A 25,914-nucleotide genomic window follows, 5' to 3' on the forward strand; every position below is an offset into this window, starting at 1 on the left:
GCAGGAGGACGGCGACCAATGAACACTGTAAGCGGCATGAGCGAACCCCTGCGTATCGCGCTGGCGGGCCTTGGCACGGTCGGCGCCGGGGTCATCCGGCTGATCGAAGCCAATGCCGACCTGATCGCGCGCCGCGCCGGACGGCGAATCGAGATCGTCGCGGTCAGCGCTCGCGAGCGTGGCAAGGATCGCGGCGTGGATATCGCGCGCTATCACTGGGAAGACGACATGGCCTCGATGGCGGCGCGCGCCGATGTCGATGTGGTGGTCGAACTGGTCGGCGGATCCGATGGTCCCGCGCTGACGCTGGCGCGCAACACGCTGGCGCAGGGCAAGTCGCTGGTCACCGCCAACAAGGCGATGATCGCGCACCACGGGCTGGAACTGGCGGGCAGCGCCGAAGCCGCGCATGTTGCGCTGAAGTTCGAGGCGGCGGTGGCGGGCGGCATCCCGGTGATCAAGGGCTTGCGCGAAGGCGCGGCCGCCAACGCGATCGAGCGCGTCTATGGCATCCTCAACGGCACCTGCAATTACATCCTCTCGACGATGGAAGACACCGGGCGCGACTTTGCCGAAGTGCTCGCCGAAGCGCAGGCCAAAGGCTATGCCGAAGCCGATCCCAGCTTCGACATCGACGGCGTCGATGCGGCGCACAAGCTGGCGATCCTGGCCAGCGTGGCGTTCGGCACCGCGATCGATTTCGTGCCGGTCGAGACCACCGGCATCCGCCGCGTGCTCGCCGCCGACATCGCGCAGGCCGATGCGCTGGGCTATTACATCCGCCTGATCGGCATGGCCGATACCGAGCGCGGCGCCGATGGCAAGGGACGCCTGTTCCAGCGCGTCCACCCGCACCTGGTCCCGCGCGACCACCCGCTGGCGCATGTCGACGGGGCGACCAACGCGGTCGTGGCCGAAGGCAATTTCTCGGGCCGCTTGCTGTTCCAGGGCGCGGGCGCGGGCGATGGCCCCACCGCCAGCGCGGTGGTTGCCGATCTGATCGATATCGCGCGCTCGACATTGGGCGGGGGTGAAGTCGGCGCGCCGTTCTCGATCCCCGTGGCAGAGCTTGAAACCTTCGCGCCGGCCGAATCGGGCCACCGCATCGGCAGCGCGTATATCCGCTTCACCGTGGCCGATCGCCCCGGCGTGCTGGCCGAGATCACCGCCGCGATGCGCGACGCGGGCGTTTCGATCGAAAGCCTGATCCAGAAAGGGCGCGCCGGCCCAGACAACGAATCGCCGGTGCTGGTGGCGATGGTCACCCACGAAGGCCCCGAACGCTGCATCGCCGAAGCGTTGCGCCTGCTCGAAGGATCGCCCAGCCTGACCGAACCGCCGCTGGTGATGCACATCCTCAAGGATTAGAGGCTGATACGTCTACCTCGACCCGCTCAAGGCGCAGGTGTCTCGCCCTTGGCGATGCGGTCGGCGTCCGAGCCCGCGGGCGGTTCGGGCAGCTTGGTGATGTCGAAATAATAGACCGGCGGCGGCACTTTGCCTGCTGTCATGCACTTGCCGCGCGGATGCGTGCGGCAGTTGAGGCGGTCCATGTCGGGCGCCGAGGGCACACCATTGCCCGTGGCGCGCGCCGCCTCGGTCGGGTCGGGCGGCAGGCGTTCGCGGTTGTTTCGTTCCGGATCGGCGCAAACCACGATGCCGCTGCCGGACTTGTCACAGCGTTCCGGCGCACCGGCGGACAGCAGCCTGCGGGCAATCGCGGCATCGGCTTCGCCCGAATCGGCGGCCGCCGCTGTTGCCGGCGGTGGCGAGACGTGCCCAGTGGCTTGCGCCAAAAGCGCGGTCGGCCACGACGACAGGGCCAGCACGGCAACGACTAACGACCTCGACACCAATGGATCCCTCCGCCTGCAACCGATCGCAGCATCGTCAGCCTAGCACGAATCACGGCAGGACTGTGACATCACGGCGCGGGCATCTGGCCCCGGGCGATCTTGTCGGCATCCGAACCCGCCGGCGGGTTGGGCAGCGCGGTCACGTCGAAATAGTAGATCGGCGGCGGCGGGCATGGCGGGATGAAGCAGCCCTTGAAGGTGATCCCGCCCTGGATCGGCTTGATCCCGTAGACATCGGGGGCGCGCGGCAGGCCATCATGGGTGGGATGATCGTCACGCGGGGCGTTGCGAATCGGCAGCCGGGGGCTGGTTTCCAGATCGGGGTGCGAACACACCACGATTTCCCCGCCCGCCGCCGGTTTCGGGCAAGGCGCGGGCGCGATGTCGATCTGTTTCTTCTGGTCGCCGATGACCGTTTCGACCCGCCGATCGGCTTCCGATTCAGCATTCTGCGCATGTGCCGGAGACGACAGCAGCAGTCCTGCAAAAACCAACGCGACAGCCAATCTCGACAAGATGCCTCCCGCGCGTCTAGGGCAGGAAATCCCTCGTCCTCCCAGCCTGAATCGGAAGTGAATGTGACCAGTCCCGTCTCCGCCAGCACAGTCCCCGTCAGTACCGTCCTCGACCGCGTCCTCGTGCTGGAAATGGTGCGCGTGACCGAAGCCGCCGCGATTTCCGCTGCCAAGCTGATCGGCCGGGGCGATGAAAAGGCCGCCGATGCCGCCGCCGTCGAAGCGATGCGCGCCGCGCTCAACGAACTGGCGATGGACGGCACCGTGGTGATCGGCGAAGGCGAACGCGACGAGGCGCCGATGCTCTACATCGGTGAAAAGGTCGGATCGGCGCAAGGCACCGGCCCCAGGATCGACATCGCGCTCGATCCGCTCGAAGGCACCACCATCACCGCCAAGGCCGGGCCCAACGCGCTGGCCGTGCTCGCGGTGGCCGAGGAAGGCAACCTGCTCAACGCGCCCGACGTTTATATGGACAAGCTGGCGGTCGGCCCCGGCTATCCCGATGGCATCATCGATCTCAACAAGTCGGTGCGTGAAAACGTCGAAGCGGTTGCAGGCGCCAAGGGCGTGAGCCCTGAAGACCTGATCATCTGCGTGCTCGATCGCCCGCGCCATGCCGATCTGATCGCCGAACTGCGCGCGATCGGCTGCGGCATCCAGCTGATCCCCGATGGCGACGTGGCCGGCGTGATCGCCACCACCAACGAAGACACCACCATCGACATGTACATGGGATCGGGCGGCGCCCCCGAAGGCGTGCTGGCGGCCGCCGCGCTGCGCTGCGTCGGCGGGCAGTTCAAGGGCCGCCTGCTGTTTCGCAACGACGACGAGAAAGCCCGCGCGCGCAAGTGGGGCATCACCGATCTCAACAAGATCTACGACCTCAAGGAACTGGCCAAGGGCGACTGCATCTTCGCCGCGACCGGGGTCACCGACGGATCGCTGCTCGCCGGCGTCAAGCACCGCAAGGACGGCACCATGACCACCGAAACCGTGGTGATGCGCGCCAGCTCGGGCACCGTGCGCTGGGTCCGGGGCGAGCACCGCAAGCCGCGGTAAGGCGCGGCGCATCGCTGACACGAACGAAGCCCGGCGCCGCAAGTCGCCGGGCTTTTCGTGCGGCTGGCGGAGCGCCGAAGTTGACGCAGATCCGGTGGTGTTGCGAGGTCACTCGGCTTTGGTCAAAGTATTGCGAAGGAAGGGTAAAATCGCCAGAACGGCCGTCTATTGGCGCGCAAGGTGTGACCTTCGCCAGCGCGGCGCAAACGCCGCTTGAACACGGGGCGGAAAGGGAACGGGATCGACGCTGAGAAAGAACCCGCCCGTTATGCCGATGCCGGCGCCTGTAGGAAAATGGTTTGTTCGGGGGGAGCCAGCCTGCGCCGGGTTAAGGGTGGAAAGCGCGAGGAGGGGCACTGCCCTATCCAATGTCGCCCCGTGCCTGACACGGGGCTTGGCTGATCTTCCCGGCGATCCGCCACGAACCGATCAACTCACAGGCCGCGCCGATCAGTATTGGCTGGCTCGATCGCGGTGTGCCGTCCGGCGTGCCGATTTGTGAGCATCCGTTGGACCGAAGGAAAGCCAAGCCCCGGATCAAGTCCGGGGCGACGGGCGGGGGGAGGCGCTGCCCTATCTTTCCTAAAATGAATGGATGTATAGCTATCTGCCTATGCCAAAACGCATCCCGGCCTCGGTCTTGGAATCGATTTTCGCTGGTGAAGCACCGCGCGTACTACCCCTTGGGTTGGGAGAAGTGAGTCGAAACGAGCACGGGATTTTGTCCTACCGCTGGACAGCGCCGTGCGAAGCGTTGGGTAGTCTTTGGCTTTGGATCAAGGATAACGAAATCGTCCTCGGAACCGATAGTTTTCATACCCACGTTGATCGCCATGCATACGAGGTTCGCATCAGGAACCCCTCCATAATTGTTCTGCCACAAACCATTGTCCTGGCGGCGATCAAAACGGCGGCTTCGATCATGAATGCTGATGTCGCCTTTAGTATTGACTACGATCCGGCTGGACGTCCCGTCGGGTATGGCATGTCACCCAAAGACGTGCTGAACCCCCGCCGAGATGGGAGCGTTCAGCTAGATGCAGAGTCGACGCGGTTCTGGGACTGGTTCGGTGAGCTCAAGGCGATATAGCTTTTTGCGACCGGTTCCGATTTCTCCGGCATCCTTTCCCTTCAAACTTCACAGTAAAGCCCCGATGGCCACCCCCCACACCCGTCGCCCCGTGCTTGACACGGGGCTTGGCTAATCTTCCCGGCAATCCGCCGCGAACCGCTGATCCCACAGGTTGCACCAGTCCGGGTTGGCCGCCTCAATCGCGGTGTGCCGTCCGGCGTGCCGCTTGATGAGCGAGCATTGCGCTGAAGAACAGCCAAGCCCCGCATCGAATGCGGGGCGACGGACGGAGGGCAAAGCCGCCCGATCACTCGTCATCGCGTGTTCGACACGGGGCTTGGCTAGCCTTGCCCGCCATCCGCCGCGAACCATTGATGCGACCGCACAAAAAAGCCCCGCCGGATTGCTCAGGCGGGGCCATTTTCGTTGGCGATGGCGCGGGCCTTATTCGGCCTCGCCCTCACCGATGTGCGCGGCGTCGCCGTCGGCCAGCAGGTAATCGCCCGCATCGGCGTCGGTGCCGTGGGTCTCGCCCTCGACGGCTGCCAGCGGATCGTCGCCGATCGCCGCTTCGGGGCCCTGCTTCAGTTCGGCGGCATGCTCTTCGGCGGCCGAAGCCGGGGCGATGAGCGATTCCTGCAGCTTGCGGTACTGTGCGCGCAGCGCGGCATCGCGGCTGGAGGCGGCCACGCGCAGGCGGTTCATGCCCGCGCCAGTGCCTGCCGGGATCAACCGGCCGACGATCACGTTTTCCTTGAGCCCGATCAGCGAGTCCTTCTTGCCTTCGACCGCGGCCTGCGTGAGCACGCGCGTGGTTTCCTGGAACGAAGCCGCCGAGATGAACGAACGCGTCTGCAAGCTCGCCTTGGTGATGCCGAGCAGCACCGGCTTGCCTTCCGCAGGCTTCTGCGCCTCGGTCAGCTTGACGTTGTACTCGAGCATTTCCTCGTAATCGACCTGCTCGCCCGGCAGCAGCGTGGTGTCGCCGCCATCGGTGATCTCGACCTTCTGCAGCATCTGGCGAACGATCACCTCGATGTGCTTGTCGTTGATCTTCACGCCCTGCAACCGGTAGACTTCCTGGATTTCCGCCACGAGGTACTCGGCCAGCGCCTCGACCCCCATGACTTCGAGGATGTCGTGCGGATCGGGCGAGCCCGAGATCAGGTTGTCGCCCTTCTTGACGTAATCGCCTTCCTGAACGTCGATCACGCGGCTCTTGGGGATCAGGTACTCGACCGGTTCACCCTCTTCCGGGATGATCGCGATCTTGCGCTTGGCCTTGTAGTCGCGGACGAATTCGATGCGGCCCGCGATCTTGGCGATGATCGAGTTGTCCTTGGGCTTGCGCGCCTCGAACAGCTCGGCCACGCGCGGCAGACCACCGGTGATGTCGCGCGTCTTGGCGGCTTCGCGGCTGGCACGGGCCAGGATGTCGCCCGCCGAAACCATCTGGCCGTCCTCGACCGACAGCGTCGTGCCCGGCGCCATCATGTAGCGCGCGGATTCTCCGCTGTTCTCGTCGTGCAGGGTCAGGCGCGGCCGCAGGTCGTCCTTCTTGTTGCGGCCCACGCTGCGGTTTTCGGTGACGAGGCGCTGGGCGATGCCCGTGGCTTCGTCGACCGCCTCGGTCAGCGTACGACCGTCGATCAGATCCTGATAGCGGACGATGCCTTCCTTCTCGGTGATCACCGGCAGGGTGAACGGATCCCATTCGGCCAGGCGTTCGCCCAGCACGATCGCAGAACCGTTCTCGTGCAGCAGGTGCGTACCGTAAGGCACGCGGTGGATCGCGCGTTCACGCCCTTCGGTATCGACCACCACGATCTCGCCGCTGCGGGCCAGACTGAGGCGACGGCCGCGCTTGTCGATGATCGTCGGGATGTCGCGGTGGACAATGGTGCCCGCCGCGATCGCTTCGAGGTGCGACTGTTCGTTGACCTGCGCCGCGCCACCGATATGGAACGTCCGCATGGTCAGCTGCGTGCCCGGCTCACCGATCGACTGCGCGGCGATCACGCCGACCGCTTCACCGATGTTGACCGGCGTACCACGCGCGAGATCGCGCCCGTAGCACTTGCCGCACACGCCCTGCTGCGCTTCGCAGATCAGCGGCGAACGGATGCGCGCGGCCTGGATGCCCGCCGCCTCGATCGCCACGACCGCCGGCTCGTCGAGCAGGGTGCCGTTGGTGGCGATCACTTCGCCGGTCTTGGCCTCGACCAGATCCTCGGCCAGCGTGCGGCCCAGGATGCGTTCGCCCAGCGATGCGATGACCGAACCGCCCTGAACGATCGCGCGCATTTCCAGCGCCCGTTCGGTGCCGCAATCCTCGACCACCACGACGCAATCCTGCGACACGTCAACCAGGCGGCGCGTGAGGTAACCCGAGTTGGCGGTCTTCAACGCCGTATCGGCCAGGCCCTTGCGCGCGCCGTGGGTGGAGTTGAAGTATTCAAGGACGGTCAGGCCTTCCTTGAAGTTCGAGATGATCGGGGTTTCGATGATCTCGCCCGAAGGCTTGGCCATCAGACCGCGCATACCGGCCAGCTGCTTCATCTGCGTTGGCGAACCACGCGCGCCCGAGTGGCTCATCATGTAGATCGAGTTGACGGGCGCTTCGCGGCCATGCTCGTCGAGCGGGGTGGCCTTGATCTCTTCCATCATGGCGTTGGCCACCTGATCGCCGCAACGGCTCCAGGCGTCGATCACCTTGTTGTACTTTTCCTGCTGGGTGATCAGGCCTTCCTGGTACTGCTGCTCGTAATCAGCCACCAGCGCCTTGGTCTCATCGACCAGTGCATCCTTGGTGTCGGGGATGATCATGTCATCCTTGCCGAAGCTGATGCCCGCCTTGAACGCGTTGCGGAAGCCCAGCGTCATGATCGCATCGGCGAACAGCACCGTGTCCTTCTGGCCGGTGTGACGATAGACCTGATCGATCACGTCACCGATTTCCTTCTTGGTGAGCAGGCGGTTGACCAGCTCGAAGGGCACGGTGTGGTTCTTGGGCAGGCATTCGCCGATCAGCATGCGGCCCGGCGTGGTGTTGAACCGCTTGAGGTACTGCCCGCCGGCTTCGTCGGTCTGCGGGACGCGCGCCACGATCTTGGTGTGCATGGTCACCGCTCCGGCGGCGAGCGCCTGGTGCACTTCGGCCATGTCGGTCATCATCATGCCCTCGCCCGGTTCGCCCTGGCGATCCATCGAGAGATAATACAGACCCAGCACCATGTCCTGCGAAGGAACGATGATCGGCTTGCCGTTGGCGGGGCTGAGGATGTTGTTGGTCGACATCATCAACACGCGCGCTTCGAGCTGGGCTTCGAGGCTCAGCGGCACGTGGACCGCCATCTGGTCACCGTCGAAGTCGGCGTTGAACGCGGAACAGACCAGCGGGTGCAGCTGGATCGCCTTGCCCTCGATCAGCACGGGCTCGAACGCCTGGATGCCCAGACGGTGGAGAGTCGGCGCGCGGTTGAGCATGACCGGGTGTTCGCGGATCACTTCGTCCAGGATGTCCCAGACTTCCTTGCGTTCCTTCTCGACCCACTTCTTGGCCTGCTTGAGGGTCATCGACAGACCCTTGGCATCGAGCCGCGCGTAGATAAACGGCTTGAACAGTTCGAGCGCCATCTTCTTGGGCAGCCCGCACTGGTGCAGCTTGAGTTCCGGCCCGGTCACGATCACCGAACGGCCTGAATAATCGACGCGCTTGCCGAGCAGGTTCTGGCGGAACCGGCCCTGCTTGCCCTTGAGCATGTCGGACAGCGACTTCAGCGGACGCTTGTTCGCGCCGGTGATGACGCGGCCACGGCGGCCGTTGTCGAACAGCGCGTCGACCGCTTCCTGCAGCATGCGCTTTTCGTTGCGGACGATGATGTCCGGCGCGCGCAGTTCGATCAGGCGCTTCAGGCGGTTGTTGCGGTTGATCACGCGGCGATAGAGATCGTTGAGATCCGACGTCGCGAAGCGGCCACCGTCGAGCGGCACCAGCGGGCGCAGTTCGGGCGGGATGACCGGCACCACGTCGAGGATCATCCATTCGGGGCGGTTGCCCGAATCGATGAACGATTCCACGACCTTGAGGCGCTTGATGATCTTCTTGGGCTTGAGTTCCGACTTGGTCTCGGACAGCTCCTTGAGCAGCTCAGCCTTCTCCTGGACCATATCGAGGTCCATGAGCATGTGCTTGACCGCTTCGGCACCGATGCCGGCGCTGAACGCGTCCTCGCCGTATTCGTCCTGCGCGTCGAGCAGTTCGTCCTCGGTCATCAGCTGGTAGCGTTCGAGCGGGGTGATGCCCGGCTCGATCACGACATAGCTTTCGAAGTACAGGATGCGCTCGAGCTGCTTCAGCTGCATGTCGAGCAGCAGGCCGATGCGCGACGGCAGCGACTTCAGGAACCAGATGTGCGCGACCGGCGCGGCCAGCTCGATGTGGCCCATGCGCTCGCGGCGGACCTTGGTCACGGTCACTTCGACGCCGCACTTCTCGCAGACGACGCCCTTGTACTTCATGCGTTTGTATTTGCCGCACAGGCACTCGTAATCCTTCACCGGACCGAAGATGCGCGCGCAGAACAGGCCGTCACGCTCGGGCTTGAACGTGCGGTAGTTGATGGTTTCGGGCTTCTTGATCTCGCCGAAGGACCAGCTGCGGATGCGCTCGGGGCTCGCGAGACCGATCTGGATCTGGTCGAACGTCTCGGGCTTGGCGATCTGGTTGGTGAATTTGGTCAGGTCGTTCATGGTGTTCTGCCTTCCTAGCCCCTCCTCTTCAGGGGAGGGGTTGGGGTGGGGTCTATCAATCGGGCGCGACGCTTGGGGAGAGCCCCCACCCCCAGCCCCTCCCCTGAAGAGGAGGGGGGCCGAAGACGCCGCTTGAACTTATTCCGCCGCGATCGCGAAGCCGTCGTCGTCCTCGCCGGTGTCGATCGACGACAGTTCGACGTTGAGACCGAGGCTGCGCATTTCCTTGACGAGCACGTTGAAGCTTTCCGGAATGCCGGCCTCGAACGTATCGTCACCCTTGACGATCGCCTCGTAGACCTTGGTGCGGCCGACCACGTCGTCGGACTTCACCGTGAGCATTTCCTGCAGCGTGTAGGCCGCGCCATAGGCCTGGAGCGCCCAGACCTCCATTTCGCCGAAGCGCTGGCCGCCGAACTGGGCCTTGCCGCCCAGCGGCTGCTGGGTGACGAGGCTGTACGGCCCGATCGAACGCGCGTGGATCTTGTCGTCCACAAGGTGGTGCAGCTTGAGCATGTAGATGTAGCCCACGGTCACCTTGCGGTCGAACGCCTCACCGGTGCGGCCATCGTACAGGGTGACCTGTCCGCTGGTGTCGTAGCCCGCCTTGGCCAGCATCGCCGAAACGTCGGCCTCGCGCGCGCCGTCGAACACCGGGGTGCCCATCGGGACGCCGTTCTTGAGGTTCTCCGACAACTCGACGATTTCCTCGACCGAACGCGCGTCGATCTCGGCGTGGTAGTTCTCGCCGTAGATGTCCTTGAGGCGGTCGATCAACGCGGTCGGCGGGGCCGCCGCTTCCGGATCGGGGTTGGCATGGCGCCAATCTTCGAGCGCGGCGGTGATCTGCTGGCCCAGGCCGCGTGCGGCCCAGCCCAGGTGCGTCTCGAAGATCTGCCCGACGTTCATGCGCGAGGGCACGCCCAGCGGGTTGAGCACGATGTCGACATGGGTGCCATCGGCCAGGAACGGCATGTCCTCGCACGGCAGGATGCGCGAAATGACACCCTTGTTGCCGTGGCGGCCGGCCATCTTGTCGCCCGGCTGCAGCTTGCGCTTCACCGCCACGAACACCTTGACCATCTTGAGCACGCCCGGCGCGAGTTCGTCACCGCGCTCCAGCTTCTCGCGGCGATCCTCGAACTTCTCGTTGATGACCTTCACGGCATCGTCGTACTGGCCCTTGACCGCTTCCAGTTGCGCCTGGCGCGCATCGTCGGCGACCGCGAACTTCCACCATTCGTGACGTTCCGCCTCGGCGAGCACGTCCTCGTCGATCTCGACGCCCTTCTTGATCCCCTTGGGACCGGCGGCGACCACCTGGCCGACCAGCATGTCCTTCAGGCGGTTCCAGCTGGCGCGGTTGAGGATCGCGCGTTCGTCCTCGCGGTCCTTGGCGAGGCGTTCGATTTCCTCGTTCTGGATCGCGCGGGTACGGTCGTCGATCTCGATGCCGTGGCGGTTGAACACGCGCACTTCGACGATCGTGCCCGAAACGCCCGGCGGCAGCTTGAGCGAGGTGTCGCGCACGTCGCTGGCCTTTTCGCCGAAGATCGCACGCAGCAGCTTTTCTTCCGGCGTCATCGGCGATTCACCCTTGGGGGTGATCTTGCCGACCAGGATATCGCCCGGGTGCACTTCGGCACCGATGTAGACGATGCCCGCTTCGTCGAGGTTGCGCAGCGCTTCCTCGCCGACATTGGGAATGTCGCGGGTGATGTCTTCCGGCCCGAGCTTGGTATCGCGCGCCATGACCTCGAATTCCTCGATGTGGATCGAGGTGAACACGTCATCCTTGACGATGCGTTCGGAGATCAGGATCGAATCCTCATAGTTGTAGCCGTTCCACGGCATGAACGCGACGAGGCTGTTGCGGCCCAGCGCGAGCTCGCCAAGATCGGTCGAGGGACCGTCGGCGAGGATGTCGCCGGCGTCGATCACGTCACCCACCTTCACCAGCGGGCGCTGGTTGATGCAGGTGTTCTGGTTGGACCGCTGGAACTTCTGCAACGTGTAGATGTCGACGCCCGACTTGCCGGGTTCGACGTCTCCGCTGGCGCGGATCACGATGCGCGTCGCGTCGACTTGGTCGACGATGCCGGCGCGCAGCGCGGCGATCGCGGCGCCCGAATCGCGCGCCACGGTCTCTTCCATGCCGGTGCCGACGAACGGCGCCTCGGCCTTGACCAGCGGCACCGCCTGGCGCTGCATGTTCGAGCCCATCAGCGCGCGGTTGGCGTCATCGTTTTCCAGGAACGGAATGAGCGATGCGGCAACCGAGACCAGCTGCTTGGGGCTGACGTCCATCAGCGTGACCTTTTCACGCGGCGCCATCACGAATTCGCCGCTTTCGCGCGCCGAGACCAGTTCCTCGACGAAGCTGCCGTCGGCGTTGGTTTCGGCCGAAGCCTGCGCGACGATGTGCTTGCTCTCTTCCATGGCCGACAGATAGACCACGTCCTTGGTCACCTTGCCGTCGAACACCTTGCGGTACGGCGTTTCGATGAAGCCGTACTTGTTGACGCGGGCGAACGTGGACAGCGAGTTGATCAGGCCGATGTTCGGGCCTTCCGGCGTTTCGATCGGGCAGATGCGGCCATAGTGCGTGGGGTGAACGTCGCGCACTTCGAAGCCGGCACGCTCACGGGTAAGACCGCCCGGCCCGAGCGCCGAGACGCGACGCTTGTGCGTCACTTCGGACAGCGGGTTGGTCTGATCCATGAACTGCGACAGCTGCGACGAACCGAAGAATTCACGCACCGCAGCAACCGCAGGCTTGGCGTTGATCAGGTCGTTGGGCATCACGGTCGACACGTCGACCGAGCTCATCCGCTCCTTCACCGCGCGTTCCATGCGCAGCAGGCCGACACGGTACTGGTTTTCCAGCAGCTCGCCCACCGAACGCACGCGACGGTTGCCAAGGTTGTCGATGTCATCGACTTCGCCCTTGCCGTCCTTCAGGTTCACCAGTTCGGTGACCACGGCGAGGATATCCTCCGTGCGCAGCGTGGTGACGGTGTCCTCGGCATCGAGCTGGAGGCGCATGTTGAGCTTGACGCGGCCCACCGCCGACAGGTCGTAGCGGTCGGCGTCGAAGAACAGGCCTTCGAACAGCGCTTCGGCGGTTTCGCGCGTCGGCGGCTCGCCCGGGCGCATCACGCGATAGATGTCGGCCAGTGCCTGGTCGCGATCCTCGGCCTTGTCGGCCTTCAGCGTGTTGCGGATCCACGGGCCGGTGTTGATGTGATCGATGTCGAGCAGTTCGATCTGGTCGACCCCCGCCTTGTCGAGCGCCTCGAGGTTTTCGGGGCTCAGTTCGTCACCGGCTTCGATCCAGATGCGCCCGGTCGATTCATCGATCAGGTCGCGCGCCGAATAGCGGGCGAAGATTTCCTCGGTCGGGATCAGCAGCTCCTGCAGTCCGTCCTTGGCCGCCTTGGTCGCGGCGCGCGGGCTGATCTTGGTGCCGGCGGGGAAGATGACCTCGCCCGACTTGCCATCGACGATATCGAACGTCGGCTTCTGGCCGCGCCAGTGCTCGAGCACGAACGGCACCTTCCAGCCGCCACCGTTGGCGTCGCTGGCGGCGCGCACCCACACCACGGTGTGGTAGAAGTGATCGAGGATCTGTTCGTTCTGCAGGCCCAGCGCGTGGAGCAGCGCGGTCACCGGCAGCTTGCGCTTGCGATCGATGCGGACGTTGACGATGTCCTTGGCGTCGAATTCGAAATCGAGCCACGAACCGCGGTACGGGATGACCCGCGCGGCGAACAGGTACTTGCCCGAAGAGTGGGTCTTGCCACGGTCATGGTCGAACAGCACGCCCGGCGAACGGTGCATCTGGCTGACGATCACGCGTTCGGTGCCGTTGATGAAGAACGTGCCGTTCTCCGTCATCAGCGGCATGTCGCCCATGTAGACGTCCTGCTCTTTGATATCGATCAGCGACTTGGTCTCGGTCTCCGAATCGACTTCGAAGGTGGCGAGCTTGAGCGTGACCTTCATCGGCGCGGCATACGTGATGCCGCGCTGGCGGCACTCGTTCACGTCGTACTTGGGAGGTTCGAGGACGTAGCCGTCCTTTTCCTTGATATCGAGGCTGGCGGTGCCCGCGAAATCCTGGATCGGGAACACGCTGCGCAGCGTCTTTTCCAGGCCCGAGACATAGCCGGTCGCCGGATCGGAGCGCAGGAACTGCTCGTAGCTTTCGCGCTGGACCTCGATCAGGTTGGGCATCTGCACGACTTCGTGGATGTCACCGAAGATCTTGCGGATGCGCTTCTTCGCGCTCGAACGCGAGCCGCTGTGCGGCGCCGGTGCCTTGGTTGCCATGAGAGCTTGAGCCTCTTTGCTGTGCAAGTCGGCGGATCAATCGCCGACATGAGAAATGTGCCTTGCGCGGTTCGCACCACCAGAATCTGGCGCCAAACGACGGAAAAAAGGCCACATGGCACACAGCATCCCGTACCCGGAAGCCATGGCCCGCAGCCTTTTGCGTCAGTTGGTAACCCGGTCGCTTCCCTTCTGAGGAAGGTCCCCGCGCATGGACCCGCCTTGCTCGAAGCGTCGAGCGAGGCCGTCATATAGGAGCGGGGGGAGCAGGTGTCAAACCCCGCAGAGTTCGGAAGGTTGTCCGTCGTCCCGGACTTGATCCGGGGACCGCTGGCCGATTGGCCCGACGTTGCACGAGCACGCCAGCGGTCCCGGGCCGAGCCCGGGATGACGACTTTGCGCGCACAGCCTCGAAAATCGATATTCGATGCGCGTCATATCGTTTTTCAATATTATTGATTGACGATAAACCGAATCGGTATTATTGAATATCGATATTGAGATTATCGGAGAACGATCAATGACCCAGTCCCTGTCACGCCCCGCCGCCGCGCTGCTGTCCGCAATGGTCGCATTTGCGCTGTGGATGCCGACGCTTTCGACCCCCGCGCAGGCCGCCCCGTTCGCCGCGCGTCCGGTCGCGGTCACGCTTTCGGCGCTGCCCGTCTACGCCTGACCCTTCCAACCTCCCGATCCAGGAGCCATCGCCATGTCACGCTTCCGCACCGATCCGCTGCTGGGATTTTCCCGGCTGGCCGTCACCTTCTTCATGGGCGTCGCGCTGCTCGTCAGCGGGGCGCTGCTCGTCGCCGCGCCGGCGATGCTGATCGCGCACCGGCAAGTGTTCGATGAACTGGCGAGCAAGGCCGTTGGCACTTCGCCCACCGCGATCGTCGCCGGCATCATTGCGGTGATGCTGATGGTCTCGGCCATGGCGGTGATGGGCTTCCTGTTCCTGCGCACCATGCGCCGGATCATCGACAGCGTGGGCCTGGGCGATCCGTTCGCGCCGATCAACGCCGACCGCCTGCGGCTGATGGGCTGGCTGGTGGTGGGGATCGAGGTAATCTCGATTCCGATCGGCGCCATCGTCACGTTCGTATCGCAGCACGTCGCCGACGGCAGCGTGAAGACCGACGCCGACTTCGGCTTTTCGCTGGGCGGGCTGCTGCTGGCGATGATCCTGTTCATCCTCGCCCGCGTGTTCCGCCAGGGCGCGCAGATGCGCGACGAACTCGAAGGGACCGTGTGATGGCCGACATCGACACCGCCCCTGCCAACAGCGCACCCGAAGGAACCCGCATCGTGGTCAAGCTCGACGACCTGCTCCACGCCCGCCGCATGACGTTGACCGAACTGGCCGAACGCATCGACCTGACGCTGGCCAACCTCTCGATCCTCAAGACCGGCAAGGCCAAGGCGATCCGCTTCTCCACGCTGGAAGCGATCTGCGGCGCGCTCGATTGCCAGCCGGGCGACTTGCTCGGGTATCGCGCCGAGGTGCATGCCATCGACGCTGATTAGTTCAAACACGCGGATAGGGGTCCGCTGGCGGCTAACCCGACTTAGCAGCTATCGGCATTCCTCAATTACACGGACAACCCGAATTACATCAGGCTTAGAAACGCGATCAAATTGGAACGTAATCGGCTTGCCCGTGTCTTTGAATATCTTTATTCCATCGGAGTAGGTTTCATACTGAAGAATTTTTCCCAAAGGTATGCTAATGGTTTTTGCGGGGCTTACGAATAAAAGCCTGGTACTTGTCGAACACAAAACACCGCCACCAATTTTGTGGCTATATTCTTCTTTTTGTGCCGTAATGCGGGCCGAGCCTACGGAATAATACACGCCTTTCATAATTTTTACCCGTGCGCGCGTCCCGCTGTATCCCACTCTAACTGTCCTCAAGCGATCTTCAAATGCCGATGCCTTACAAGCTTGGTGGCACAACTCGCCCTTCTTCAACAAAAGTGGGGGATCAAGAATGGGCATCGGCTGAGTGAAAATATGCCACAGTTCGCGTGCTTCGCTGATTTCTGCAGTCTCGGGTATCGGTAGCCCTAGGGCCTCCGCTTCTCCATAAAGTCTGGCATCTTCGCTGGGATCGATTTGGCCATCCGCTAAAATATCTTGGATTATCCAATCTAATCGATTTTTACCAAATTCTTCGATTACGGATTTTGAAAAATTCTTCCCGAGCCCAAGATCTGCCAGACGTGTCGCTTCTCGCTCGATATTCAATCCGAGCCGCTCAGCTCGACTTTGCCAATCATCAAGCAGGGCATCTCGAATTGCAAATCTGACATCTACTTCAGCATTAACTATCGAAAGTCGATGGAGCGCTATCAGCGCACGTAAATCGATCTGACTCCCCTCCTTTAGAAGATTGCTCAAATCTTCACGGAAAGCGTCGCGATCTGGTCCAGTGATCAACGATTTTAGCTTTGCCCACATGCGTTTTGTACCGCCGATGTCCATTGATTACATCAGCCTACCGCCACAATCCCAACGCAGCAACGCTTCACATTGACTCGCAACGCCAACTGCCTCATAGGCCCGCCGCGACCGGTCGACTAAACCTCGTTCCGGTCATCCGTCCGAGACAGTCGGTGCGGGGGTTTCCCCGCTTAATTTCCGACCTAGGCGGGGAAAAGAGATTACCCGGCCCACGCTCCCGAATCGGGTGCCGACGGTCTTTCGCGGTTCCGGCCTTGTTGCCCGGAGCGCACCTCCTTCCCCTTCAACGGACTCGCCCGTGCGGTGCCCCTCGTGGTCGCCGTGCGGACAACGCAGCCCGGTCGTCTGCCGTTTCGGCATTCGGCCATCGTGAAGGAGTAAGCATGGATCGTTCGCAAAAAGCCGACGCGGTCGCAGCGCTCACCGCAACCTTCAACGAGGTCGGCGTGGTGGTAGTCACCCGCAACCTCGGCATGACCGTGGCCCAGACCACGGCCCTGCGCGTGAAGATGCGTGATGCCGGTGCATCGTTCAAGGTTTCGAAGAACAGTCTCGCCAAGCTGGCCATCGCGGACACCGACTATAGCGGAATCGGCGACCTGCTGACCGGACCCGTAGCCCTGGCGACTTCGGTCGACCCGGTCGCTGCGGCGAAGATTGCAGTCGAATTCGCGAAGACCAACCCCAAGTTGGAAATCATCGGTGGATCGATGGGTACGCAAGTACTCGACGCGGCAGGGATCACGGCGCTCGCGTCGATGCCTTCGCTCGACGAACTGCGCGCCAAGCTTATCGGCCTCGTCCAGGCACCAGCGACCAAGATCGCTCAGGTTGTCGTGGCGCCTGCCGGCAAGCTCGCCCGCGTCTTTGGGGCCTATGCCACCAAGGAAGCCGCATAAGACCGTTCGAACCCAATTCGTCCGGCTCTTTTGCCGGGCTCCCAGACTTATCAGGAGTGATACACCATGGCTGATATCGCCAATCTCGTCGCAGAACTTTCGAAGCTGACCGTCCTTGAGGCGGCTGACCTTGCCAAGGCCCTTGAAGAAGCATGGGGCGTTTCCGCCGCTGCTGCCGTCGCGGTTGCCGGCCCCGCCGCTGCGGTTGCCGAAGCCGTTGAGGAAAAGACCGAATTCGACGTCATCCTGACCGGCGACGGCGGGAAGAAGATCCAGGTCATCAAGGAAGTCCGCGCCATCACCCAGCTCGGCCTGACCGAAGCCAAGACCCTTGTGGAATCGGCTCCCAAGGCGATCAAGGAAGGCGTCAACAAGGCTGAAGCCGAAGAGATCAAGGCCAAGGTCGAAGCGGCCGGCGGCACCGTCGAAATCAAGTAAGGGCCTGCGGGGCGGCAACGCCCTGCGCCCGGGCATCCCCGCGAACGCGGGGAGCCACACAAGTTTCGCGGGTGTCTTGAAGCGCTCGCGGATGGGAGGGCGGTCCGCAAGGGCCGCCCTTTTCCGTTTGGTAACCGCGCACGTGATAGCGCCATGTCCATGAGCGCCGAATACGAGGAAAAGGCCGGGCTGACCAAGCTGCGTCGGACATACGAGCGCATGGCCGACGTCACGATCCGCCACGGCGAAACCGGCTGGCGCTTCCATGACATGCAGGGCCGCGCCTTTGCGCTGAGCGACGCCGAAGGCGAGGCGTTGCGCAGGGCGGCGCAGGACCGCATCGATGCGCTGTTTTCGGGCATGACCGGCAGCTCGTGGACGCTGTTCATTCCAGTGATCATGGTCATGGTGCTGGGCCTGCGCATGATCAACGAATTTGCGCTCGCCCACGCGATGCCGAGCTTCGTCTACTTCCTGCCGTGCGTGGTGCTGCTGTTCGGTGATGCGCTGGCCGAAATCAGCTTCCTGTTTGCCATGATGCGTTGGCGCGAGGAGCAGGCGCAGATCCTGCGGCAGCGCGACGGGCGCGAGCACGAGACCGCGACATACGCCTGGATGTTCGATCCGCGGCTGCTGCAATGGACCACCTACGGATTGTATCTGGCCGCCGCGATCATGCTGCTGGTGATGGCAGGCGCCCCGCCGCTGGCGACGGGACTGGTCGCGCTGGGCACCGCGTTGCTGGGCGGCGCCCTGTCGGGATCGAAGGCGGCGACGTCGTGACGCGCTGGCGATCGAGGCGCCTTGCGTCGGCGGTGCACTCCCACCGTTCCGGAGCGACCGGCCAGCGTTGAAGCAGGCGACCTATGCTTTAATTTTCGGCGGATCGGTTTTGCATGCAGTCGGCCCGAGTGCGAGCGATACGCCTTTCCGCAAGACAGGCACGGTCTCGCCAACGCGGCATTGAACAGCTGTCACCGGGTCGATGCCGAAATCCCCTGTCGTCCCATCGGCCAGCTTGACCGTCAGAAACGCGTAATAGTTTCCGAACTTCGAGATACGGCCAGTTTTAGACGTTATGGTACCGGCTTCGGTCGCATCCCAATGCGTCGTGTCCGGCTGATTCTCAAACCAGAACCACCAGCTGACCCCGACCAATAAGCCCGCGATGGCGATATTGGCGAACACTGTACGCAACTGGCGGGCTGCGTATTCGCGCTTGTTCAGCATCACCGTCATGTCCCTTCGCCCAAGGTGCAGGCCCTCCCCCTCACTTCAGCGTAGCCAGATACTCGATCACTTCCCTGCGCTTGGCCGCGTCGGGGATGCCTGCGAACACCATGCGCGTGCCGGGGACCATCTTCATCGGGCCGGTCAGCCAGGTGTCGAGGTTGGCGGCGTCCCATGTGAAGCCCGCCGCTTTCAGCGCGGGGCTGTAGGAAAAGCCTTCGAGGCTGGCGGCCTTGCGCCCGACCACGCCCGCAAGGCTTGGCCCGATCATGGTCTTGCCTGCCTCGAACGCGTGGCAGCTTTTGCAGGTCGCGACCGAGGCCGGTGCGGCATTGGCGGCGAGTGGCGTCGTGGCGGCGGGGGCGGCAGCTGCGTCGGGTGACGTCGGCGCGGCAGAGGTGTCGGTCGCGGTCGCGTCCTTGCTGGCACCACCGCACGCGGCCAGTGTCACCGACAGACTCGCCGCCAGCGCGATCGCCGCCGTTACGTACAACGCCCTTGCGGTGTGATTGCCCTGCGCCATGTCCCTCTTGCCCTTCCGTCATGATCCTGGAGGCGGCTTTATCGCGCGTGGCGCGGGACGCAAGATGGTGCCTGCGCTTCTCCCAGCGCGCGCTTCCCTCGCGGCGCGCTCGCGCCTAGGGAGACCGGCTGTCATGTCGTCCGCCCCCGCCCTCCACGCCGTCGCGGCACCTGCGATCCCGCCGGGCGGCAGCTTCGCGCGCGAGATGCGGGCGATGCTGCAACTGGGCGCGCCGCTGGCGCTGGCCAACCTGCTGCAGATGCTGGTCTATGCGGTCGACGTGATCTTCGTGGCGCGGCTGGGGGAAAAGCCGCTGGCCGCCTCCAGCCTGTCGATCTCGCTGTTCGGGCTGATGATGTGGTGCTTTTCGGGGCTGACCGGCGCGGTCGCCCCGCTGATCGCCGCCGAGCTGGGCAGCCGCGCGCATGCCGTGCGCCAGGTCCGCCGCAGCGTGCGCATGGCGCTGTGGCTGGCGGTCGGCTGCGGGCTGCTGGGCATGATCGTGGCGTGGCAGGGCCAGGCGATCCTGCTCGCCGCCGGGCAGGACGCCGAAGTGGCCGAGCTGGCGGGCGGATTCCTGCGCGTGCTGATGTGGGCGATGATCCCGATGATCTTCGCCAACGTGTTGCGCACGTTCGTCTCCGCGCTGGGCCGGCCGGTGTTCGCCACCGCGATCACCGCGCTGGCGATCGGGGTCAACGCGCTGGGCAACTACACGTTCGTGTTCGGCCACTTCGGCGCGCCCGCGATGGGTCTGCGCGGATCGGCGATGTCGAGCATCATCACCGCGCTGATCACGCTGGCCGCCTATGCCATCGCCATCCGCAGCGACCGCCGGCTGCGCCGCTATCGCCTGTTCGGCCGGTGGTGGCGGCCCGAATGGACCCGACTGCGCGAGATCTTGCGCATCGGCCTGCCGATCGCCGCGACGATCCTGGCCGAAGCCGGGCTGTTCAGCGGCGCGGCGTTCCTGATGGGGTTGATCGGCCCGGCAGAACTGGCCGGGCACACCGTGGCGCTGCAGGTCGCGGCGCTGGCGTTCCAGGTGCCGTTCGGGCTGGGCCAGGCCGCGACGATCCGCGTCGGCTATCACTTCGGCGCGGGCGACCGCATCGTGATCGGGCGGGCCGGCAGCGCCGCGCTGGTGCTCGCCTTCGGATTCACGGTGCTGACCGCCAGCGCGATGCTGTTCATGCCGCGCACGATCCTGTCGCTCTACGTCGATCCCGCCGCGCCCGCCAACGCCGCGATGGTCGGGTTTGCCGTGCAGTACATGGTCGTCGCCGCCGCGTTCCAGCTGTTCGACGGCACGCAAGCCGTGGCGGCAGGCGCGCTGCGCGGCCTGCAGGACACCCGCGTGCCGATGGCCATCGCGCTGTTCGGCTACTGGATCCCCGGCATCGGCACGTCGGTGATGCTGGGTTTCTTCACGCCCTTGCGCGGCATCGGCGTGTGGATCGGGCTGATGGCGGGACTCGTCGTGGTGGCCAGCCTGCTGCTGTACCGCTGGCGCGCACGCGTGCGGCTGGGCCTGCTGCCGGACGCCGGATCGTACTGACCGGCACACGCCTCGCCCTGCCCCGGTCGCCTTCGATCTGAAAAGAATCTCTGCCAAAACCCATTGACGCTCCACGGCGCCCGACCCATATGCGCCTCGCTGGCACTCTCGCCCTGAGAGTGCCAATGCGCGATATTTTATCGATCCAACCTGGAAAGAGGGAGCACACTATGACTTTCCGTCCGCTGCACGACCGCGTGCTCGTGCGCCGCATCGAAGCCGAAGAAAAAACGGCCGGTGGCATCATCATTCCTGACAGCGCCAAAGAAAAGCCGAGCGAAGGCGAAATCGTCTCGACCGGTTCGGGCGCCCGCGCCGAAGACGGCAAGATCACCCCGCTCGACGTCAAGTCCGGCGACCGCGTCCTGTTCGGCAAATGGTCGGGCACCGAGGTCAAGGTCAACGGCGAAGACCTGCTGATCATGAAGGAATCGGACATCCTGGGCGTGCTCGCCTGATCCGCTTTCCCGCTTCACACTGACATTCAAAGGAACACATTATGGCTGCCAAGGACGTACGCTTTTCGCGCGACGCGCGCGAACGCATCCTCAAGGGCGTTGATATCCTCGCCGACGCGGTGAAGGTCACGCTGGGCCCTAAGGGCCGCAACGTGGTGATCGACAAGAGCTTCGGCGCTCCGCGCATCACCAAGGACGGCGTCACCGTCGCCAAGGAAATCGAGCTCAAGGACAAGTTCGAGAACATGGGTGCGCAGATGCTGCGCGAAGTGGCCTCGAAGACCAACGATCTCGCCGGTGACGGCACCACCACCGCCACCGTTCTGGCCCAGGCGATCGTTCGCGAAGGCATGACCTCGGTCGCTGCCGGCATGAACCCGATGGACCTGAAGCGCGGCATCGATCTGGCCGTGCACAAGGTCGTCGCCGATCTCGTCGCCCGCTCCAAGCCGGTTTCGGGCAACAACGAGATCGCCCAGGTCGGCATCATCTCGGCCAATGGCGACGTCGAAGTCGGCCAGAAGATCGCCGAAGCGATGGACAAGGTCGGCAAGGAAGGCGTGATCACCGTGGAAGAGGCCAAGGGCCTCGAATTCGAACTCGATGTCGTCGAAGGCATGCAGTTCGATCGCGGTTACCTGTCGCCCTACTTCATCACCAACCCCGACAAGATGACCGTGGAACTGGATAACCCGTATATCCTGATCCACGAGAAGAAGCTGTCGAACCTGCAGGCGATGCTCCCGATCCTGGAAGCCGTTGTCCAGTCGGGCCGTCCGCTGCTGATCATCGCCGAAGACATCGAAGGCGAAGCGCTGGCCACCCTGGTGGTCAACAAGCTGCGCGGCGGCCTCAAGGTTGCTGCGGTCAAGGCTCCCGGCTTCGGCGATCGTCGCAAGGCGATGCTGGGCGATATCGCCACGCTGACGCAGGGCGAGATGATTTCCGAAGACCTCGGGATCAAGCTCGAAAACGTCACCGTCGCGATGCTCGGCCAGGCCAAGCGCGTTTCGATCGACAAGGACAACACCACCATCGTCGACGGCGCCGGTTCGGCTGACGAGATCAAGGCCCGCGTCGAGCAGATCAAGGCCCAGATCGAAGTCACCACCAGCGACTACGACCGCGAAAAGCTGCAGGAACGCCTGGCCAAGCTGGCCGGCGGTGTTGCCGTGATCAAGGTCGGCGGCGCTTCGGAAGTCGAGGTCAAGGAACGCAAGGATCGCGTCGACGACGCACTCCACGCCACCCGCGCCGCGGTTGAAGAAGGCATCGTCCCCGGCGGCGGCACGGCGTTGCTCTACGCAACCAAGGCCCTCGACGGCATGAAGGGCGCCAACGACGACCAGACCCGCGGTATCGACATCGTCCGCAAGGCGATCCAGACCCCGCTGCGCCAGATCGCCGAAAACGCCGGTCATGACGGTGCGGTTGTCGCGGGCAACCTGCTGCGCGAAAACGACGAGACGCAAGGCTTCAACGCCGCCACCGACGTGTACGAGAACCTCCTCGCCGCCGGCGTGGTCGACCCCACCAAGGTCGTCCGCACCGCGCTGCAGGACGCAGCCTCGGTCGCCGGCCTGCTGATCACGACCGAAGCCGCGATCAGCGAACGCGCCGACGACAAGCCGGCCATGGGCGGAATGCCCGGCGGCGGCATGGGCGGCATGGGCGGGATGGACTTCTAAGTCCAAACCCGACCAAGCAAGCCGACAAGAATTGGGGCCGGAGGGGAAACCTTCCGGCCCTTTTTCTTGTGGTGCGGGGTGCGGGGATTCGGAGAAAGAATTACCGATGTATGCGGATGATTCCGTCCCCTATGTGGATACGGATTGGGACAGAGCTATCGCGCCGTGACCACTCATACTCTATGATCTCAAGTGCCGCTCGAACTCGATCAACAGCACGAAATTGCTCGCAACCGAGTTCAATCCTACATAGTCGATCGGTCTCGGCACGCGTGACCTCATAGTCTTTTACTATGGCTCGAAAATGTTTGATGTTGTGTGTGACGAGAACCAAACCGTGTTCCCTGCAAGCAGCAGCCACTACCGGGTCCGGTGAATTGTCGAGCATCACCTCTCGAAGCCTAACCACCTGATGCCCCGATTCCCGGAGCAAATCACCGACCTTGTCATCTACGTCATTGTCGGTGAAAAAGGGGACAGGAGATTTTTTCGAGCTCAAGCAGCCTCTGCTTGCCAATGTCGGGCTGCATCAATGTCAGCGACCTCTAAGCTCGGGAAACGGTCGATAATTTCGCCCGGTTCATATCCAGCCGATAGAAACCCAGTAACCGCAGTCACCGGAATGCGGGTTCCTGCGAAAACTGGTTCTGAAGAGTGAACGAATTTTTTTCGTGTAATATGTCCTACTTGACCGCCGTTGCGGCGATTCATTAGTTCGATATCCCTACGAGCATCGGATGTGACGACTTCAAGTGCGATTTCAGCGACGAATTGCTTGCTCGCGACCTCGCGCTTTCTCCTCGATTCTGGCTCTTCGAAAACAACCTTTCGGTTCCCTACCCAAAGCTTTTGCGAGGTCCATTTCTCGTCCCCCATGTGCGCCAATGCTCGCTCAACACGTTCCAACTCTGCCATTTGAACGCCGTGGACGTTTCTTAATTGGTTCAAAACGCGAAGTTTCAGGAGATCCTTAAACGAGTAAATGTAGCTGAACGGCTTGCGAGGATTATCGCTGATCCGAAATTCAGGTCGGATGAAGCCCCTGCGATTCCAACCCCGCAATTGGCCAAGTGACAGGCCTGTCAGGCGACTGACCTGTTCTTCGCTAAACGCGCCGAGGATACTGGTCGGTGGCATATCGTTCATAATAACAGATATCCTCCCCCGGTTGAATCCCTCATGAATCATGATTCACTGCCCTAGGCGCGATATCAATCATAGTAAAATTTTCATGCCACCCCCTACCCCCGCTCCAGCAACACCAGCGGCATTTCGCCTTCGCCAGGCACGGCCTCGTCGGGGAAGTGGCGGGCGTATTCGACGAAGCCCAGCCGCGATGCCACGGCGAACGAGGCGGCGTTGCCGTCTTCGATCATGCAGGCGACGCGGAGGGGGCCGTGGTTGGCGTCGAACCAGGCGAGCGCGGCGCTGGCCGCCTCGCTGGCGATGCCGCGTCCCCATGTCTCGCGCGCGAAGATCCAGCCGATCTCGGGCGTGTCGTCCATGCCTTTGCCGAAGCCGCGCCAAGAGTGGAACACGCCGCAGATGCCCAGCACGGCGTCGCTGCCGCGCGTGCGGCAGATGAACGTGCCATAGCCGTACAGCGCCCAGCTTCCGGCGTTGCGGCACAGGCGGTTGAATTCCTCCACCGCGCTGGTCGGCCGGTTGCCGAGGTGCAGGCGCACTTCGTCATCGCCCAGCAGCGTCAGCAGCGCGGCATGGTCGTGCGGCTGGGGGCGATAGAGATCGAGGCGCGGGGTTGTGAGTACGGGGTCCATCGGCGCCCGGTTGTAGCGCGTGCGCTGGCGCGCGCAATGTCCCGGCATCGCGCCGGGGCGGGCGCGGTTACAGCAGCACGTCGATCGTGTGGATCGCGACGCCGACCAGCCCGCCGACCAGCGTGCCGTTGATGCGGATGAACTGGAGATCGCGGCCGACCGCGCCTTCGATCCGGTCGGTGACGGTGCGCGCGTCCCAGCGGCGCACGGTTTCGGATACCAGCCGCACGATCTGCCCGCCATAGCGCGTGGCGACGCCGACGAGCGTGCGGCGGGCAAAGCGGTTGACCAGCAGTTGCAGCCGGGGATCGTTCTGCAGCGCGTTGCCGAGTTCGGCGAGGCTGAGGCCCAGCTGCCCCGCCAGCACGCCACCGGGTTCACGTACCGCCTGCAGGAGCCGCACGCGGCCGCGTTCCCACAGCCCGTCGAGCCAGCGCGCGAAGGCGGGGTTGGCGAGCACTTCGGCTTTCATCCGTTCCACCCGCAGCCGCATCGCGGGATCGTGGACGAGATCGTGTGCGAGTTTTTCGAGGCCTTCCTCGATCTTGGCGCGCAGCGGGTGATCGGGCACGACCACGGTTTCGGCGAGCAGCTTGTACAACCCGTCGAGGATGCCGTTGGCGAGCCGCTGGTCGAGGTTGGTGAAGCGCATCAGCGCGTTGGCGCGTTCGTGGATCATCGTGCGGATGAGGTCTTCGTTGTCCTCCAGCGTCAGTGCGGCCCAGCGCACGAAGCTTTCCATCACCGCCATGTGGCGCCCGTCGGCAATCGCCGCGCCGATCAGCTGGCCGAGCAGCGGCCCGATCTCGAGCTTTTCGAGCTGGGCGCGCAACGCCCCCTTGGCCAGTCCGCCGAGCTTTTCCTGGTCGAGCGATTCGAGCACATCGGCCAGCAGGCCGGCGGCCCCGGCGCGGATGCGGCCTTCGCCGCCGCGCGGATCGGCCAGGAACGCGCCCGCCGCCGCCGCCGCGTTCATCCCGGTCAACCGCCGCGCGACGACTTGCGGGGTGAGGAAGTTTTCCTGCAGGAACGCGGCCATCGTATCGGCGATGCGATCCTTGTTTTCGGGGATGATCGCGGTGTGCGGGATCGGCAGGCCGAGCGGGTGGCGGAACAGGGCGGTGACCGCAAACCAGTCTGCCAGCCCGCCGACCATCGCGGCTTCGGCAAAGGCGCGGACGAAGCCGATCGCGGGGTGCACATGTTCGAACTGGCGCGCGGCGAAGAACACCACCGCCATCGCCAGCAGCAGGCTGGTGGCGAACACGCGCATCTTGCGGGCGCGGTCCACGG

General features: G+C 63.9%; 23 protein-coding genes. 12 read left to right on the forward strand and 11 right to left on the reverse strand.

All coding sequences use genetic code 11. From position 1 onward, the window contains the following. The first annotated feature begins 36 nt into the window (after nt 1-36). Nucleotides 37-1,368, forward strand: coding sequence for a homoserine dehydrogenase (locus NL2_RS07080; protein WP_068073498.1), 1,332 nt, complete (start codon nt 37-39; stop codon nt 1,366-1,368). Between the two features lie 26 nt (nt 1,369-1,394). Here NL2_RS07080 and NL2_RS07085 read toward each other — a convergent pair whose 3' ends face one another. Next, on the reverse strand, nt 1,395-1,853 hold the full coding sequence (locus tag NL2_RS07085; RefSeq protein ID WP_157083075.1) for a hypothetical protein: 459 nt from the start codon (nt 1,851-1,853) through the stop codon (nt 1,395-1,397). Nucleotides 1,854-1,924: 71 nt separating this feature from the next. Then, the gene (locus NL2_RS21055) at nt 1,925-2,350 is read right to left on the reverse strand and encodes a hypothetical protein (protein WP_157083076.1); all 426 of its coding nucleotides are present in this window, start codon (nt 2,348-2,350) and stop codon (nt 1,925-1,927) included. Nucleotides 2,351-2,434: 84 nt separating this feature from the next. On the opposite strand from NL2_RS21055, the gene glpX reads away from it, so the two are divergent. Both glpX and NL2_RS07100 read left to right on the forward strand, forming a co-directional pair. After that, nucleotides 2,435-3,433: a class II fructose-bisphosphatase gene (gene glpX / locus NL2_RS07095; protein WP_281190849.1), complete on the forward strand. Its 999-nt coding sequence runs from the start codon at nt 2,435-2,437 to the stop codon at nt 3,431-3,433. 595 nt (nt 3,434-4,028) lie between these two features. Next, the gene (locus tag NL2_RS07100) at nt 4,029-4,523 is read left to right on the forward strand and encodes a hypothetical protein (RefSeq protein WP_157083077.1); all 495 of its coding nucleotides are present in this window, start codon (nt 4,029-4,031) and stop codon (nt 4,521-4,523) included. Nucleotides 4,524-4,949: 426 nt separating this feature from the next. On the opposite strand, the gene rpoC is transcribed toward NL2_RS07100, so the two are convergent. Together rpoC and rpoB are read right to left on the reverse strand one after the other, a co-directional pair. After that, nucleotides 4,950-9,257 (reverse strand): DNA-directed RNA polymerase subunit beta', encoded by a 4,308-nt coding sequence (gene rpoC / locus NL2_RS07105; RefSeq protein ID WP_068073372.1) that lies wholly within the window; start codon nt 9,255-9,257, stop codon nt 4,950-4,952. A gap of 138 nt (nt 9,258-9,395) precedes the next feature. Continuing rightward, the gene (rpoB, locus tag NL2_RS07110) at nt 9,396-13,589 is read right to left on the reverse strand and encodes a DNA-directed RNA polymerase subunit beta (protein ID WP_068073374.1); all 4,194 of its coding nucleotides are present in this window, start codon (nt 13,587-13,589) and stop codon (nt 9,396-9,398) included. Between the two features lie 520 nt (nt 13,590-14,109). On the opposite strand from rpoB, the gene NL2_RS21060 reads away from it, so the two are divergent. From NL2_RS21060 to NL2_RS07120, 3 genes are read left to right on the forward strand one after another with little or no spacing between them, the layout of a single operon-like run. Continuing rightward, nucleotides 14,110-14,265 (forward strand): hypothetical protein, encoded by a 156-nt coding sequence (locus tag NL2_RS21060; protein ID WP_157083078.1) that lies wholly within the window; start codon nt 14,110-14,112, stop codon nt 14,263-14,265. A 33-nt stretch (nt 14,266-14,298) separates the two neighbouring features. Next, a complete protein-coding gene (locus tag NL2_RS07115; protein ID WP_068073376.1) occupies nt 14,299-14,841 on the forward strand; it encodes a DUF2975 domain-containing protein in 543 nt (180 codons plus the stop codon). Continuing rightward, entirely contained in the window at nt 14,841-15,113 is a 273-nt protein-coding gene (locus tag NL2_RS07120; RefSeq protein ID WP_068073378.1) for a helix-turn-helix domain-containing protein, read from the forward strand. The genes NL2_RS07115 and NL2_RS07120 overlap by 1 nt, the downstream gene beginning before the upstream one ends. Nucleotides 15,114-15,161: 48 nt before the next feature. Here NL2_RS07120 and NL2_RS21065 read toward each other — a convergent pair whose 3' ends face one another. Next, entirely contained in the window at nt 15,162-16,070 is a 909-nt protein-coding gene (locus NL2_RS21065) for a hypothetical protein (protein ID WP_157083079.1), read from the reverse strand. A 362-nt stretch (nt 16,071-16,432) separates the two neighbouring features. Here NL2_RS21065 and rplJ point away from each other — a divergent pair, with 362 nt between their 5' ends. From rplJ to NL2_RS07135, 3 genes are all read left to right on the forward strand, one after another. After that, nucleotides 16,433-16,948, forward strand: a complete 516-nt coding sequence (gene rplJ / locus NL2_RS07125; RefSeq protein ID WP_068073380.1) for a 50S ribosomal protein L10 — start codon at nt 16,433-16,435, stop codon at nt 16,946-16,948. Between the two features lie 66 nt (nt 16,949-17,014). After that, a complete protein-coding gene (gene rplL / locus NL2_RS07130; protein ID WP_068073383.1) occupies nt 17,015-17,386 on the forward strand; it encodes a 50S ribosomal protein L7/L12 in 372 nt (123 codons plus the stop codon). A 153-nt stretch (nt 17,387-17,539) separates the two neighbouring features. Further along, entirely contained in the window at nt 17,540-18,169 is a 630-nt protein-coding gene (locus NL2_RS07135; protein ID WP_157083080.1) for a hypothetical protein, read from the forward strand. A gap of 81 nt (nt 18,170-18,250) precedes the next feature. On the opposite strand, the gene NL2_RS07140 is transcribed toward NL2_RS07135, so the two are convergent. Together NL2_RS07140 and NL2_RS07145 are read right to left on the reverse strand one after the other, a co-directional pair. After that, a complete protein-coding gene (locus NL2_RS07140; RefSeq protein ID WP_068073387.1) occupies nt 18,251-18,625 on the reverse strand; it encodes a hypothetical protein in 375 nt (124 codons plus the stop codon). A 31-nt stretch (nt 18,626-18,656) separates the two neighbouring features. Beyond that, the gene (locus tag NL2_RS07145; RefSeq protein WP_068073389.1) at nt 18,657-19,139 is read right to left on the reverse strand and encodes a c-type cytochrome; all 483 of its coding nucleotides are present in this window, start codon (nt 19,137-19,139) and stop codon (nt 18,657-18,659) included. A 133-nt stretch (nt 19,140-19,272) separates the two neighbouring features. On the opposite strand from NL2_RS07145, the gene NL2_RS07150 reads away from it, so the two are divergent. From NL2_RS07150 to groL, 3 genes are all read left to right on the forward strand, one after another. After that, nucleotides 19,273-20,697, forward strand: a complete 1,425-nt coding sequence (locus NL2_RS07150; protein WP_084355953.1) for an MATE family efflux transporter — start codon at nt 19,273-19,275, stop codon at nt 20,695-20,697. 170 nt (nt 20,698-20,867) lie between these two features. After that, nucleotides 20,868-21,155, forward strand: coding sequence for a co-chaperone GroES (locus tag NL2_RS07155; RefSeq protein ID WP_068073391.1), 288 nt, complete (start codon nt 20,868-20,870; stop codon nt 21,153-21,155). Nucleotides 21,156-21,196: 41 nt separating this feature from the next. After that, nucleotides 21,197-22,843: a chaperonin GroEL gene (gene groL, locus NL2_RS07160; protein WP_068073393.1), complete on the forward strand. Its 1,647-nt coding sequence runs from the start codon at nt 21,197-21,199 to the stop codon at nt 22,841-22,843. A gap of 100 nt (nt 22,844-22,943) precedes the next feature. Here groL and NL2_RS21765 read toward each other — a convergent pair whose 3' ends face one another. The 4 genes from NL2_RS21765 to NL2_RS07170 form a co-directional block, all read right to left on the reverse strand. Next, nucleotides 22,944-23,360, reverse strand: a complete 417-nt coding sequence (locus tag NL2_RS21765; RefSeq protein ID WP_369405440.1) for a DUF5615 family PIN-like protein — start codon at nt 23,358-23,360, stop codon at nt 22,944-22,946. Then, on the reverse strand, nt 23,339-23,989 hold the full coding sequence (locus NL2_RS20690; protein ID WP_169799481.1) for a DUF433 domain-containing protein: 651 nt from the start codon (nt 23,987-23,989) through the stop codon (nt 23,339-23,341). Before NL2_RS20690 ends, NL2_RS21765 begins: the two co-directional genes overlap by 22 nt. A gap of 95 nt (nt 23,990-24,084) precedes the next feature. Then, a complete protein-coding gene (locus NL2_RS07165; RefSeq protein ID WP_068073504.1) occupies nt 24,085-24,621 on the reverse strand; it encodes a GNAT family N-acetyltransferase in 537 nt (178 codons plus the stop codon). A 67-nt stretch (nt 24,622-24,688) separates the two neighbouring features. Next, nucleotides 24,689-25,894, reverse strand: a complete 1,206-nt coding sequence (locus tag NL2_RS07170) for a DUF445 domain-containing protein (RefSeq protein ID WP_068073506.1) — start codon at nt 25,892-25,894, stop codon at nt 24,689-24,691. Nucleotides 25,895-25,914: the final 20 nt, after the last annotated feature.

The organism is Novosphingobium lentum NBRC 107847 (genome assembly GCF_001590965.1).
Taxonomy (GTDB): domain Bacteria; phylum Pseudomonadota; class Alphaproteobacteria; order Sphingomonadales; family Sphingomonadaceae; genus Novosphingobium; species Novosphingobium lentum.